The following is a 12,833-nucleotide window of genomic DNA, read 5'->3' on the forward strand; positions in this document are numbered from 1 at the left end:
CCTAATTCCCGAAGAAGGGGAGTTTGGCGATATCGATGAAGGTGACGAATACCATCAGTGCAAGCACGATTGCCACACCGGCCCGGTAGGCCACCTCCGTACTACGGGGGCCCAGCGGTTTGCGGCGGACTGCTTCCGCTGCGTAAAATGCCAGGTGTCCGCCGTCGAGCGCCGGGATTGGCAGGAGGTTGATGAATGCCAAGTTAAGCGAGATCAGCGCTGCCAGGTTGAAGAATGCAAGCGGCCCAAGGCTCAACTGTTCGCCGGCAAACTTGCCGATCGTGACTGGTCCGCCCAGTTCCTTGACCGACCTGTCGCCCACGACGATCTGCTTGATTCCGGTCACCATCATGTCGACCAGCTTGCCGGTCTGCTCGACCGACAGACGCGTCGCCTCGATCACGCCCACGGGCTCGAACGACATGGCCGAGGAATAGATTCCGATGCGTCCGATGCGCGAGACGTTGCCGAAGCGGTCCTCTTCCTCGACGTCGGCGATGGTCACCGGAACGTCGAGCGTGCCGCCGTCGCGTTCCACGCGCATGACGATGTCCTTGCCCGGGTACATCATGACCCGGTCCTGGATGTCGTCGAATTCCGTTACCCTGTCGCCATCGATGGCGACGATCCGGTCGCCTTCCTCGATCCCGGCATCGCGCGCAGCCGATTCCTCGGAAAAGCGCACGACCACATTGGTTTGTTCGGGATCGGCGATCACGGGCTTGCCGAACATCATGAAGAAACTGGCGAGGATCGCGAGCGTCACGAGGATGTTCATCGCCGGACCGGCAAAGACGATCAGCGCCCGCTTGCCGAGGCTGGCGTGGTGGAAGCTGCCTTCCCGCTCTTCCGGCGTCGCATTGGCGATCTCTTCGGGATTGGGAACGCTGGCCGGGTTCATGTCGCCCTTGAACTGGACATAGCCACCCAGCGGCAGGGCGCTGAGTTTCCACCGCGTGCCATGTTTGTCGGTGAAGCCTGCGATTTCCTTGCCGAAACCTACCGAGAAGGCTTCTGCCTTAACCCCGAACCAGCGGCCCACGAGATAGTGGCCCAGTTCGTGCAACGTCACCAGCGGCCCCAGCAGCAGCGGGAAACCGATGATGTACATCCAGAAGGGGATCGATCCGTCCAACTCAGCAATGCTCCAGCATGGCGCTTGCGCGCATCCGCGCATCCTCGTCAACGCGCAGGACCTCTTCGAGGGTCCGCGGCGGTGATGGAAGTTCGGTTTCCGTAAGAATGCGCTCCACCATTAGCGCAATCCGGCTGAACGGGATGTTACCTGCGAGGAAGGCCGCCACGGCGACCTCGTTTGCTGCATTGAGTACGGCAGGGGCTGCCCCGCCCGCCTGCGCCGCCTCGCGCGCCAGCCGCGTGGCGGGAAAGCGCTCCTCGTCCGGCGCGTGGAAGGTCAGTTCCCCGATTGCCGCGAGGTCGAGCGGGTCCATCGGCGTCTCCATGCGTGCAGGGTATGCGAGGCAGGAGGCAATCGGCACGCGCATGTCGGAAGGGCCGAGCTGCGCCAGCGTCGATCCGTCGCGATATTCGACCATCGAATGGATCACGCTTTGCGGGTGCACCACGATACGGATGCGGTCGAGGCCGACGGGGAACAGGTGATGCGCCTCGATCAGTTCGAGGCCCTTGTTGAACATGGTCGCGCTGTCGACGCTGATCTTGGCGCCCATGTCCCAGTTGGGATGCGCGATGGCCTGCGCAGGCGTCGCCTTGTCGAGCTGCTCTTTCGTCCAGGTGCGCAGCGGCCCGCCGCTGGCGGTCAGCGTGATGGTGCGCACTTCTTCCATCTTGCCGCCCTGAAGGCACTGGAAGATGGCATTGTGTTCGCTGTCGACGGGCAGCAGGCGCGCGCCGTGTTTGGCGACGGCGGCGGTCATGACCTCGCCGGCCGACACCAGCGCTTCCTTGTTGGCGAGGGCGACGGTCGTGCCCTGCTCGATCGCTGCCATGACCGGGCCGAGCCCTGCACAGCCGACGATGGCCGCCATAACGATATCGACCTTGCGCGAAGCCGCTTCGCACAGCGCCTTGCGCCCTGCGGCAGCTTCGATACCCGAGCCTGCCAGCGCGTCCTTCAGCGCCTCGTAATGCTTCTCGTCCGCGATAACCGCGACGTCAGCCTCGAACTCGCGCGCCAGCCGGGCGAGGTCCGCGACATTGGAATGCGCCGTCAGCGCCGCGACCTGCCATTCGCCGCGATTGCGCCGCACGAGGTCGAGTGTGGAGGCGCCGACCGATCCGGTGGCACCAAGGATGGAAATGCTGCGTGTCATGCAGGCATGCCGAGGAACAGGCCCGCAATCAGCACGACGGGGATCATCCCGTCGGTACGATCGAAGACGCCGCCGTGGCCCGGAATGAGGTTCGAGCTGTCCTTCACGCCCGCCTTCCGCTTGAGCCAGCTTTCGAAGAAATCACCCGACTGTGCCGCCACCGCCAGCACCGTGCCGATCAGCACGATGATGCCCGTCTCGCGCAGATCGAAGCCCATGGTGGTCGGGCCACTGGTTTGGCGGGCTGCGAAATAGATGAAGGCGGCAAGCCATGCGCTTGCTCCGACGAAGCCGCCGAGCAGCCCGGCCCAGGTCTTGGACGGGCTGATGGATGGCGCGATTTTCGGCCCGCCGAGCGCGCGCCCGAAGAAATAGGCGCAGGTATCGACGGCGATGACCGTCCCCACCACGCCGACGATCATGGGCGCAGGAAGGTGTGTCAGGACGATGCCCGCTGCCGCGATGTAGAGCGTGCCGGCGATGATGCCGACGAAGCGGTTGGCCGCCTTTCCGGTCGCCTTCAGTACCAGCAGGACGAATTCCACCAGCGTCGCCAGCACGACCGCGATGATGAACCAGTCGAGCCACGGGTCGCCTGCGACAAGGGCGCCGGTAGCCACCGCCAGCATTACGACTGCCGAAGCAATCCGGACCGGCAGGTCGGCATTCTTTTTCGGCGCCAAGGCCTCAGCGTCCCCCAAATCGTCTCTCCCGCCCGGCAAACTGGTCGAGCGCATCCATCAGATGCGCCGGCGTGAAGTCGGGCCACAACACATCGGTGAAGATCATTTCCGCATATGCGGCCTGCCACAAGAGGAAATTGGACAGGCGTACCTCGCCGCTGGTGCGGATCAGCAGGTCGAGCGGCGGGAGGTCGGCGGTGTAGAGGTTGGCGGCGATGCTTTCCTCGGTCACCCCGCCAGAAGCAGCCGCCTTGGCCGCGGCCTGCACGATTTCCGCCTGCGCCCCGTAATTGAGCGCGACGGCCAGCGTGCGCGAACCGTGCGCGGTCTTTGCCAACGCATCCTCGAGCATTTCGACGATATCGGGCGCAAGCGATTGCCAGTCGCCGATTATCTTCAGCCTCACGTCGTTGGCGATGAACTCGGGTAGGTCCGATTTGATGAACTTGCGCATCAGGTTCATCAGGTCGTCGACCTCTTCTTCCGGACGCTTCCAGTTCTCGCTGCTGAAGGCATAGAGCGTCAGGCACTCGATCGAGGTGTCCTTCAGGCTGCGCACGAGCTCGCGCACGGCCTCCACGCCCTTCCTGTGGCCCATCACCCGCGGCAGGTGCTTGCGCTTCGCCCAGCGGCCGTTGCCATCCATGATGATGGCGACGTGGCGGGCGGTCTTTTCGGGAGAGGTCACAGCGCCATCCGATCGCACAGGGCGAAGGCGGGCCGCATCGGCGCTCCTGCCTGCACGAACGGCCCGGGGCCGCGGCAGGCTGGCGCCGCGCGGCTCACTTCGTCAGGATTTCCTGGACCTTCTTCTCGACCGCGGCGTCGGTTTCGGCGACGTGCGTGTCGGTCAGTTTCTGGACCTCGTCCTCCGAACGCTTGCGCTCGTCTTCGGAGATTTCCTTCTTCTTCTCGTCGTCCTTGAGCGCTTCCATGCCGTCGCGGCGCACGTTGCGGATCGCGATCTTGGCCTTTTCGCCATACTCGCCCGCCAGCTTGGCGAGATCCTTGCGGCGTTCTTCGGTGAGGTCGGGCATCGGCAGGCGCAGCGTCTGACCGTCGATCATCGGGTTGAGGCCGAGGTTCGCCTTGGCGATACCCTTCTCGACAGCGATCAGGTTGGCCTTGTCCCACACCTGCACGCTGAGCATGCGCGGTTCGGGAGCCGACACGGTGGCGACCTGGTTGAGCGGCATCATCGCGCCGTAGACTTCGACCACGACCGGATCGAGCAGGCTGGTGTTGGCGCGGCCGGTGCGCAGGCCCGACAGGTCGCCCTTGAGGCTTTCCACGGCGCCCTTCATGCGGCGCTCGATATCGGCTTTGTCGTATTTGGCCATGATGGCTTCCTCGTCTCTCTCGTGTGTTCTTATGCGGTGTGATCGGTAACGACAGTCTGTACGCCCTCGCCCGACAGGACGCGCGCCAGATTGCCCTTCTCGCGGATGGAGAAGACCACGATCGGAATGTCGTTGTCACGGCAGAGCGCAACTGCGCTCGCATCCATGACCTTCAGATTGTCTGCCAGCACCTTGCCGTAACTCACGGTTTCGTAACGCGTGGCCGACGGGTTGGACTTGGGGTCGCTGTCGTAGACGCCGTCGACGCTGGTGCCCTTGAGCAGCGCGTCGCAATTCATTTCGGCAGCACGCAGTGCAGCGCCGCTGTCGGTGGTGAAATAGGGCGCGCCGACACCGGCTGCGAAGATCACGATGCGGCCCTTTTCGAGGTGGCGTTCGGCACGGCGACGGATCACCGGCTCGCACACCTGGTCCATCTGCACTGCGCTCTGCACGCGGGTCTGCACGCCGAGCTGTTCGAGCGCGCTCTGCATCGCCAGCGCGTTCATGACCGTGGCCAGCATGCCCATGTAATCGGCCTGCGCGCGGTCCATGCCCTGCGCGGCCCCGGCCATGCCGCGGAAGATATTGCCGCCACCGATGACGAGGCAGATTTCGAGGCCCGTTTCCTTGGCCGCCTTAACTTCCTTCGCCAGTTCGAGGACGAAAGCGGGATCGATCCCGAACTGCTGGTCGCCCATCAGCACCTCGCCCGACAGCTTCAGGAGGACGCGGTTCATCTTGGGGAGAGTCATGGCAGGCGGAGAATCCGTATGAATTGTGGGATGCGGCTCCTTAGCCATGAAGACGGATGCGCGCAAAGGGAAAGCCCGACGAACCCTGGCGGAAGCGGGAAGCAGCCGTGGTGCACTATAGGAGCGTTTGGGAAAAAGAAGTGCCACCTCCCCGTATTCCGGGGGCTACCCAATTTCTCTCAACGGTGCGACCCGAAGGGATCAGGGGCGCGCGAAAGCTCGCAGGTGACGCAGGCGCTGTAGCAGAGTTCCCGCTCCAAAAAAGTCGGTTTTGTGGCAGGGCCGGACCCCCTGCCTTTTAATCTGCACAATTGGCCGCAGGCACGAAAAAGGGGCTGCCCGCGCATGGCGGACAGCCCCTTTCGAATTGGCCTGGAAGAAGGCTTAGCCCGCGACGGCAGCAGCCACTTCGGCTGCGAAATCGCTTTCTTCCTTCTCGATGCCTTCGCCGAGCTGGAAGCGGACATAGTCCACCAGTTCGACCTTGGCGCCGACGTCCTTGGCGGCCTGCTCGACGACCTGCGCGATCGGGGTCTTGTTGTCGATCACGTAGACCTGGCTGAGCAGGGCGTTTTCCTTGGCGTACTTGTTGACCGCACCGTCGACCATCTTGGCCTGCACTTCGGCGGGCTTGCCGCTTTCGGCAGCCTTTTCCGCAGCGATGGCACGCTCGCGCGCGATCACTTCGGCGTCGAGGCCTTCTGCGGTCAGCGCCTGCGGGAAGGCAGCGGCGATGTGCATGCCGAGCTTCTTGCCCAGCTCTTCCAGCTTGCCCTTGTCGCCTTCGCTTTCGAGAGCGACGAGCACGCCGATCTTGCCGAGGTCGGGAGCGACAGCATTGTGCATGTAGGGCACGATCACGCCGTTGGTGACCGAGACGGTCTTGATGCGGCGGATCTGCTGGTTTTCACCGATGGTCGCGACGTTGTCGGTCAGCTTTTCGCCGACGGTACCGCCATCGGGGTAGGCAGCGGCCTTGAGCGTGTCGACGTCGTCGCCGGCAGTGGCGAGCGCGGTCTGCGTGGTCTTGCGCACGAAGTCCTGGAACTTGTCGTTCTTGGCGACGAAGTCGGTTTCCGAGTTCACTTCGACGGCAACGCCCTTGGTGCCTTCGACAGCGATGCCGACGAGGCCTTCCGCAGCGGTGCGGCTCGACTTCTTCTGGGCCGTAGCGAGACCCTTGGCGCGCAGTGCGTCGACTGCGGCTTCGATGTCGCCATTAGCGGCTTCGAGAGCCTTCTTGGCATCCATCATGCCCGCGCCGGTCTTCTCGCGCAGGGCCTTCACGTCAGCGGCAGTGAATGCAGCCATGATACTTTCCTTCTCAAATCAGTGTGCGGGCACCGGGCCAGCTGGAGGAGCGGCCCGGCGCGTATCGTCGCATTGTGACGGGCTTATGGCGCGCCCGTCAGTCAATTGCCGGTCAGGCGACGGCTTCTTCCGGCGGATTTTCCATCGCGCCGACGTCTGCACCCGAATCCTGGATGCCTTCGCCCTTGCCCGAACGGGCTGCTTCGCTGACGGCGTCGCAGTAGAGCTTGATGGCGCGGGCAGCGTCGTCGTTGCCCGGGATCGGGAAGGCGATGCCGCTCGGGTCGACATTGGTGTCGAGCACGGCGACGACGGGGATGCCGAGAACGTTGGCTTCCTTGATCGCCAGGTCTTCCATGTTGGCGTCGATCACGAACATCACGTCCGGAATGCCGCCCATGTTACGGATACCGCCAAGCGACATCTCGAGCTTGTCGCGCTTGCGCGTCAGGTCGAGGATTTCCTTCTTGGTCAGGCCGGCGTTGTCACCTGCCAGACGCTCGTCGAGGGTCTTGAGGTACTTGATACGCTCGCTGATGGTCTTCCAGTTGGTGAGCATGCCGCCCAGCCAGCGGTGGTTGACGTAGTGCTGGCCCGAGGCGAGCGCGGCTTCGCGGATCGCGTCCTGTGCCTGGCGCTTCGTGCCGACGAACAGCACCTTGCCACCCGAACGGGCAGTCTGGTTGATGAAGTCGAGCGCGCGCGCGAACAGCGGCACGGACTGCGACAGGTCGATGATGTGGATGCCGTTGCGCGCGCCGAAGATGTACGGCTTCATGCGCGGGTTCCAACGGTGGGTCTGGTGGCCGAAGTGTGCGCCGGCCTCGATCAGTTGCTGCATGGTGACGGTAGGAGCCGCCATGGTCATTTCCTTTCCGGTTATACCTCTGGAAGGCAGGAACCCGTGGTGCGGAATATCCCGCGGCCGGGCACCGGTATGTGCGCCTTCCATGTGGATTTGCCCGCCGTCTGACCGGCCCGAATTGGCCGAATCTCAAGCGAACGGCGCGCCCTTAGCGGGCTTTTGCAGGCAAATCCAGACTCGATTCACCGCTAAAAAAGGGAATCCGGGCGCGAAAAGCGCTTGACAGGCGAGAACAAAACGGGAACATTGTTCTCATCACCGGAACAACCGGTGGGTCATAGGTGTTTTCCCGTAGAATTACCCAGGCTGTCAACAGCTTTGTCGACAGGCCCGGGACAGGAGATACTCGGATGTTCGCACTGTTCCTGACTGCCGTTTCCGCCCTCGCCGCAATTGCGGCTGTGGCCCTGCTCGTCGATGGCGGACTGCGTTGGTGGTCCGCTTTCGGCCAGCTGCGGCATCGCCTCCAGCTCCCTACGGAAGCTCAGGTCTGCGAAAGCGGAATGCGCCCGGCCCTTGCCCATGGCGGCTTCACCCGCCCCGGCCGCGTAACTGCGGTTACGCGCCAGACGGTTCGGCGCGCCGCCTGATCCGCGCATAGCGCATCAGCGTGAACGGCAGCAGCGCCAGATAACCGATACCGATCACGCTCAGCGTCCACCACGGCTCTGACAGCAGCGCCGCGAATACAAGGCCGATAAAGGCCAGCACCCACAAGCGAATGCCCCGACGCGGACGAAGCGACGTCCAGCTGGGTGTCGCCATGCTTGAAATCATCAGCAAAGCCACGGCCAGCACCCATGGCCCGACCACGATCGGCTCGCGGAAAATGTCGAGCCCCGTAGCCGACCACAGGAAGAATGGCATGAAGGCTAGCCCTGCCCCCATCGGCGCAGGGACGCCGGTCAGGAAGCCCAGCGATTTGTGCGGCTGGTGCTCCATGTCGATCTGGGCGTTGAAGCGTGCGAGGCGCAGCGCGCAGCAGATGGCCAGCGCCAACGCAGCAAACCAGCCCCAGCGAGGTTCGGCCGACAGCGACCACAGATATATGATGATCGCCGGCGCCGTGCCAAAGCTCAGCGAATCGGCAAGGCTGTCGAGTTCCGCCCCGAAACGTGACTGGGCTTTCAAGAGGCGCGCGATGCGACCGTCCATCCCGTCGAGGATACCGGCCACGATGATCGCAACCGCCGCAGCGGCCCACTGGTCGGAAATGGCAAAGCGGATACCCGTGAGGCCCGAACACAGCGCCGCTGCGGTAATCGCATTGGGCGCCATCGCGCGCAGCGACAGCCCGCGCGAACGGCCCATCAAGGGCTTCTCGTCCTCGGCCGATTTGGGGCCAAGGCGCGCACGTTCCTCGAAATCGCCGTGCGGACCGGCCGGGGGCAAGCTCATTGCGACACTCCTTCACGCAGGGGCTGCTTGCCAAGTTCGGCAATGACAGTCTCGCCCGCCACCACCCGCTGCCCCAGCATCACGCGCGAGCCGGTGCCTGCGGGCAGGTAGACGTCGACGCGGCTGCCGAAGCGGATCAGCCCCACTCTTTGCCCAATGCCCAGAGTGTCGCCCGGTTTCACGAACGGCACGATACGGCGCGCGACGAGCCCGGCAATCTGCGTGAAGCCGATCTGCACGCCGTCGCTGCGCTCCACCAATATGTGCTGGCGCTCGTTGTCATCGCTCGCCTTGTCGAGTTCCGCGTTGAGGAACTGGCCGGGGATATAGACGACGCGCTGCACCATGCCGGCAATCGGCGTGCGATTGATGTGCACGTCGAACACCGACATGAAAATCGAGATGCGCGTGACCGGCTCTTCGCCAAGGCCGCGCGTGCCGCTGCCGTCCGCAATCACCAGTTCGCGCGGCGGGGCGACTTCGGCGATCTGCACGATCTTGCCGTCTGCCGGCGAGACGATCGAGGTTTCGTCCTGCGGGACGACGCGTTCGGGATCGCGGAAAAACGCGAAGACGCCCAGCGAAAGGAACGCCATCGGCCATGCCAGCGTCTCCCAAGCGAAGAACGCGAAAACGAGCGAAATGCCCAGCGCTGCGATGCCGAACTTGCGTCCTTCGGGATGGACCGCGGGCAGCCCCCACTGCGCCTCGCCGCGACCCCGGCTGTCGAGTAGATCACCTGCCATGGCCTTGGCCTAGGCGCTGAAGGCGCGCCTCACAAGTCGCTCAGGCCACCTTGCGCACGAAAACCGTGCCTGCGGAATAGCCTGCGCCGAAGCTGCAGATGAGGCCCGTGTCGCCTGCGGCGAGGTCGTCACTGTGCAGGTGGAAGGCGATGATCGAGCCGGCGCTGGAGGTATTTCCGTAGGTGTCGAGCACGGTCGGGCTCTCGTCCTCGTTCGCTTCGTGGCCCAGCACCTTGTGCGCGATCAGGCGGTTCATGCCCGTGTTCGCCTGGTGCAGCCACATCCGGCGAAGCGCCTTGGGATCGATGTCGAGCCGCTCCGCTTCTTCGCAGATCATCTGCGCGACCATGGGCACGACTTCCTTGAAGACCTTGCGCCCTTCCTGGACGAACAGCTTGTCCGGCCCGCCCGCGTCTTCCGGATAGGCGCGGTTGAGGAAGCCGAAATTGTTGCGGATGTTGTTGGAGAAGACCGTCTTCAACTTGGTGCCGAGAATGTCCCAGTGCTGTGCAGGGGCGATGGCAGCATCTTCCACCAGCACGGCGGTCGCAACGTCGCCGAAGATGAAGTGGCTGTCACGGTCGCGCCAGTTGAGGTGGCCGCTGGTGATTTCGGGGCTGACGACCAGCACGCTCTTCGCATTGCCCGCGCGGATGTAATCGGCGGCGGTCTGGATGCCGAAGGTGGCGGACGAGCAGGCGACGTTCATGTCGAAACCGAAGCCGTCGATGCCCAGCTCCTTCTGGATCTCGATCGCCATTGCCGGATAGGGCCGTTCCATGTTGGACGCGGCGCACAGGACCGCATCGACATCCGCAGGGTCGCGGCCCGCGCGTTCGAGCGCCTGGTGGGCGGCCTTGATGCCGATCTCGGCAAGGATCGAGACTTCCTCGTTCGAACGCTGCGGCCAGCGCGGCGCCATGATATCGGGATCGAGCACCGGGGCTTTGGCCATGACATGACGGGCCTTGATCCCGCTCGCCTTCTCGATGAATTCGACCGAGCTGTACGCCAGTGGCTCCATCTCGCCCGCCGCGATCGCGTCGGCATTGGCGGCATTGTGGCGGCGCACATACTCGTTGAAGCTGGCGACCAGCTCTTCGTTGGTGATGCTTTCTTCGGGCGTGAACAGGCCGGTCGAGGAAATGACGGGCCGGCCGGTCATCTGGGGATGCTGTGTCATGCGGGCGTGACTAGGCGCGAGGCCGACCGCCTGCAAGAGAGTTGCTGTTCGAAATGCATGGGGGAAGCCGGTGGTGGACAGGGCTGGTATAGCCTATCCGTTATTTTTCAGGTATTTACGTGGGCAAACCTACCTGTTTTGCCCCACGGAGTTCCGCGGTGTTTAGGGCTTATTGCCTAACCTAAAACGTGAAGTTTTTCGGCCGCTTTCAGAGCCCATTTTGGCGAAGAACAATGTCCGATTTGGGGTGGAAAGAAGTCAGTCCGCTTTTTCGCCGAGCAGCTTCATTGCAACCACCCAAAGCGGAAGGATAATAGTTCCTGGCATGAGGTAGAAAGAAACTGACCAAAAGTATGTCTGCCATCTCAATGGACCGACCAAACCCGCCCCGAGAGGGTAAAGGATGCTCACAAGTAGGAAGACCAGAATCATCACTCCGACGACTATACCTGCAGCAGCGCTATGACTCTTGCGGGCTCGGCGAGAGAAAATCAGCGGGACCAGATACAGAGCTGACGCGCCAACGAAGTAAGGCAGATATGCGCCTACATCGGATATGTTCAGTCCAAACATTTCTCAGGCGTAGAGCCTTTTTCATCCATTCGAACAAGAAACTAACGGCAACTTCTGGCGCAAGCTGACGACTGTCGGCCGTCAAAAACGGGGTGGAAAGCGGTCATTAAATCTATTGCCGCTTCGACGATTCTAGGATCAATAATGCTGGATGCAATCGGATTTACAGGACTTGCTGCGGCGATGCTCCGTCGCCCACCCCACGCGGATCGTCGCAGTCGATGTGCGCGACAGGCGCCTCCAGATCACCGTGGAAGGCTACCCTTGGTGGCGTAATGAAAAGGCAGACCAACACGAGCAAATCCTGCTCTCGTTCGAGAACGTCCAAGAAGGAACGTTAAGCGCAGAGATCACAATGGACATGTTGGCTGGAGACGAAGAGGCATTGGAGTTTTTCAGTGTCTCCCCGTTACAAGATGAGCCTTGGGCCTTCGGCAATGAAGCTATGAGGACTTACTGCTCTGAACCGCTACCCGAACCCCTTAAACTGTTTGCCCTTGTAGAGGATTATCTTTGGGAGGCTGGCGCACTGCGCACGGCCAGAGACTTCCTGCATATTCCAAATGGGTCTCTTGCGGAATTTTGCGACCTGACGAGGGCAAATCTATATTTGGTCGCAAATGCTCCTCAGCATATCCACGAATTGATAGTGTCGGAGTTGCGGCGGCAAAACGTCGCACACCATGTGCTGACAGACGTCTCACATCCAGAGGAGGGGCTAATCGTCAGGATCGGTAGCACCGCCTTCATATGTCACGGCGCAACGGCAGAAGCTTGAACGTTCGCGACCGGGTCGTTAGCCGCCCGTCCGCATTTGGGACATCGCTAGCTCGGGAAAATTGGCTTCAGATGGGGTGGAAAGCGGACGCTAACGCCAGACGGCGCGACCCTTCCCAAATCCGGGATGACGCTGCTCGAACTCGTCGATGAACATCTGCCGCGCTTCGGCCAATCGTTGGCAAGCTTCCGGCGAGTAACCGTCATCGGCCGCCTCTGCGAGAAGATCGTAAAGTCCTAGCATGAACTGCTGGTAGCGCTCAGCTGGATCTTTGATGCGGCCACACTCATCCACCTCGCGACCCCAATCATCTAGCTCAGCCAATGCCTTCACCCCTGCGTTGTCTGAGTTAAGGATGCCTATCAGTCGGTCCTTCCGCAATCGGATTGTTTGCAGTCGGTCCGCTCCTGGCGCATCGCTAGCTCGGTGAGATCGTCGTCAGATGGGGTGGAAAGCGGTCAGTCAGGCCTATCGGTATCTGAACGAGAAATATCCTTGAACTGAGCCTCGCCGATGTTCTGGCCGTGGCGGTCGATAAATCTCTTAACCAGCCATGCCAGCAAGGTCGTGCCAACAATGACGACCACGGCAAATACTTGATTACCGCCGTGGCCCCAGTCGAGGTCCAACTCGAAAAGCAACAGAAAGCCAACAACGACGATTATGTAATCGCCACCACTCAGTGGCTTCGGATCATAGTTCTTCGATTTTTCCATCATCGACTTATCACATCCATTTGCAACGTCCGCAATCGGGTCGTTCGCCGACAGCCGGTTCTTGGCGCATCGCCAGCTCGCTGAAACTATCGTCAAATGGGGTGGGTAGCGAACATTCGGGCATGCCGCATTGGAGTGACAATGAGACACTCAGCGATGGGGATTGCCGGCCTACTTGAGACGGCATATCG

General features: G+C 62.2%; 15 protein-coding genes. 2 read left to right on the forward strand and 13 right to left on the reverse strand.

Translation table 11 applies throughout. From position 1 onward, the window contains the following. Window position 1: 1 nt before the first annotated feature. The 8 genes from rseP to rpsB all read right to left on the reverse strand — a co-directional run bounded on the left by rseP (window position 2) and on the right by rpsB (window position 7,245). Window positions 2–1,111: an RIP metalloprotease RseP gene (gene rseP / locus LC083_RS01340; RefSeq protein ID WP_226699997.1), complete on the reverse strand. Its 1,110-nt coding sequence runs from the start codon at window positions 1,109–1,111 to the stop codon at window positions 2–4. A 25-nt stretch (window positions 1,112–1,136) separates the two neighbouring features. Next, complete coding sequence (gene dxr / locus LC083_RS01345) at window positions 1,137–2,294, reverse strand: 1-deoxy-D-xylulose-5-phosphate reductoisomerase (RefSeq protein WP_226698870.1); 1,158 nt, start codon at window positions 2,292–2,294, stop codon at window positions 1,137–1,139. After that, entirely contained in the window at window positions 2,291–2,977 is a 687-nt protein-coding gene (locus tag LC083_RS01350; RefSeq protein WP_226698871.1) for a phosphatidate cytidylyltransferase, read from the reverse strand. The genes dxr and LC083_RS01350 overlap by 4 nt, the downstream gene beginning before the upstream one ends. Window positions 2,978–2,981: 4 nt before the next feature. Beyond that, on the reverse strand, window positions 2,982–3,623 hold the full coding sequence (gene uppS, locus LC083_RS01355) for a polyprenyl diphosphate synthase (RefSeq protein ID WP_264187137.1): 642 nt from the start codon (window positions 3,621–3,623) through the stop codon (window positions 2,982–2,984). A 136-nt stretch (window positions 3,624–3,759) separates the two neighbouring features. Next, window positions 3,760–4,317, reverse strand: coding sequence for a ribosome recycling factor (gene frr, locus LC083_RS01360; protein WP_160607492.1), 558 nt, complete (start codon window positions 4,315–4,317; stop codon window positions 3,760–3,762). Between the two features lie 29 nt (window positions 4,318–4,346). After that, a complete protein-coding gene (gene pyrH, locus LC083_RS01365; RefSeq protein ID WP_160609108.1) occupies window positions 4,347–5,072 on the reverse strand; it encodes a UMP kinase in 726 nt (241 codons plus the stop codon). Between the two features lie 384 nt (window positions 5,073–5,456). Beyond that, complete coding sequence (gene tsf, locus LC083_RS01370) at window positions 5,457–6,383, reverse strand: translation elongation factor Ts (protein WP_226698873.1); 927 nt, start codon at window positions 6,381–6,383, stop codon at window positions 5,457–5,459. Window positions 6,384–6,495: 112 nt separating this feature from the next. Continuing rightward, a complete protein-coding gene (gene rpsB / locus LC083_RS01375; RefSeq protein ID WP_160607494.1) occupies window positions 6,496–7,245 on the reverse strand; it encodes a 30S ribosomal protein S2 in 750 nt (249 codons plus the stop codon). 353 nt (window positions 7,246–7,598) lie between these two features. Here rpsB and LC083_RS01380 point away from each other — a divergent pair, with 353 nt between their 5' ends. Beyond that, the gene (locus LC083_RS01380) at window positions 7,599–7,838 is read left to right on the forward strand and encodes a hypothetical protein (protein WP_226698874.1); all 240 of its coding nucleotides are present in this window, start codon (window positions 7,599–7,601) and stop codon (window positions 7,836–7,838) included. Here LC083_RS01380 and LC083_RS01385 read toward each other — a convergent pair. The 3 genes from LC083_RS01385 to LC083_RS01395 are packed head-to-tail and all read right to left on the reverse strand — an operon-like array spanning window position 7,807 to window position 10,575. Further along, complete coding sequence (locus LC083_RS01385; protein ID WP_222554142.1) at window positions 7,807–8,646, reverse strand: CDP-alcohol phosphatidyltransferase family protein; 840 nt, start codon at window positions 8,644–8,646, stop codon at window positions 7,807–7,809. The two genes, LC083_RS01380 and LC083_RS01385, sit on opposite strands and share 32 nt — an antisense overlap. Beyond that, window positions 8,643–9,392 carry a phosphatidylserine decarboxylase gene (locus tag LC083_RS01390; protein ID WP_226698875.1) on the reverse strand — a complete coding sequence of 250 codons (750 nt, stop codon included), beginning with the start codon at window positions 9,390–9,392 and terminating at the stop codon, window positions 8,643–8,645. The genes LC083_RS01385 and LC083_RS01390 overlap by 4 nt, the downstream gene beginning before the upstream one ends. A 40-nt stretch (window positions 9,393–9,432) precedes the next feature. Next, entirely contained in the window at window positions 9,433–10,575 is a 1,143-nt protein-coding gene (locus LC083_RS01395; protein WP_226698876.1) for a beta-ketoacyl-ACP synthase III, read from the reverse strand. 724 nt (window positions 10,576–11,299) lie between these two features. Between LC083_RS01395 and LC083_RS01400 the strand changes: the two genes are divergently transcribed. Continuing rightward, window positions 11,300–11,926 (forward strand): hypothetical protein, encoded by a 627-nt coding sequence (locus LC083_RS01400; RefSeq protein WP_226698877.1) that lies wholly within the window; start codon window positions 11,300–11,302, stop codon window positions 11,924–11,926. 90 nt (window positions 11,927–12,016) lie between these two features. Here LC083_RS01400 and LC083_RS01405 read toward each other — a convergent pair whose 3' ends face one another. Both LC083_RS01405 and LC083_RS01410 read right to left on the reverse strand, forming a co-directional pair. Next, the gene (locus tag LC083_RS01405) at window positions 12,017–12,250 is read right to left on the reverse strand and encodes a hypothetical protein (RefSeq protein WP_226698878.1); all 234 of its coding nucleotides are present in this window, start codon (window positions 12,248–12,250) and stop codon (window positions 12,017–12,019) included. 134 nt (window positions 12,251–12,384) lie between these two features. Further along, window positions 12,385–12,642, reverse strand: coding sequence for a hypothetical protein (locus tag LC083_RS01410; protein WP_226698879.1), 258 nt, complete (start codon window positions 12,640–12,642; stop codon window positions 12,385–12,387). Window positions 12,643–12,833: the final 191 nt, after the last annotated feature.

The sequence above is a fragment of the Qipengyuania gaetbuli genome (assembly GCF_020524765.1).
Classification (GTDB): domain Bacteria; phylum Pseudomonadota; class Alphaproteobacteria; order Sphingomonadales; family Sphingomonadaceae; genus Qipengyuania; species Qipengyuania gaetbuli_A.

Excerpts from the sequence above, each read along its gene's own strand:
- rseP (WP_226699997.1), bottom strand. The coding sequence starts at position 1,111 with ATGTACATCATCGGTTTCCCGCTGCTGCTGGGGCCGCTGGTGACGTTG.
- dxr (WP_226698870.1), bottom strand. The coding sequence starts at position 2,294 with ATGACACGCAGCATTTCCATCCTTGGTGCCACCGGATCGGTCGGCGCC.
- uppS (WP_264187137.1), bottom strand. The coding sequence starts at position 3,623 with ATGGATGGCAACGGCCGCTGGGCGAAGCGCAAGCACCTGCCGCGGGTG.
- frr (WP_160607492.1), bottom strand. The coding sequence starts at position 4,317 with ATGGCCAAATACGACAAAGCCGATATCGAGCGCCGCATGAAGGGCGCC.
- pyrH (WP_160609108.1), bottom strand. The coding sequence starts at position 5,072 with ATGACTCTCCCCAAGATGAACCGCGTCCTCCTGAAGCTGTCGGGCGAG.
- tsf (WP_226698873.1), bottom strand. The coding sequence starts at position 6,383 with ATGGCTGCATTCACTGCCGCTGACGTGAAGGCCCTGCGCGAGAAGACC.
- rpsB (WP_160607494.1), bottom strand. The coding sequence starts at position 7,245 with ATGGCGGCTCCTACCGTCACCATGCAGCAACTGATCGAGGCCGGCGCA.
- LC083_RS01380 (WP_226698874.1), top strand. The coding sequence starts at position 7,599 with ATGTTCGCACTGTTCCTGACTGCCGTTTCCGCCCTCGCCGCAATTGCG.
- LC083_RS01385 (WP_222554142.1), bottom strand. The coding sequence starts at position 8,646 with ATGAGCTTGCCCCCGGCCGGTCCGCACGGCGATTTCGAGGAACGTGCG.
- LC083_RS01390 (WP_226698875.1), bottom strand. The coding sequence starts at position 9,392 with ATGGCAGGTGATCTACTCGACAGCCGGGGTCGCGGCGAGGCGCAGTGG.
- LC083_RS01395 (WP_226698876.1), bottom strand. The coding sequence starts at position 10,575 with ATGACACAGCATCCCCAGATGACCGGCCGGCCCGTCATTTCCTCGACC.
- LC083_RS01400 (WP_226698877.1), top strand. The coding sequence starts at position 11,300 with ATGCAATCGGATTTACAGGACTTGCTGCGGCGATGCTCCGTCGCCCAC.
- LC083_RS01410 (WP_226698879.1), bottom strand. The coding sequence starts at position 12,642 with ATGGAAAAATCGAAGAACTATGATCCGAAGCCACTGAGTGGTGGCGAT.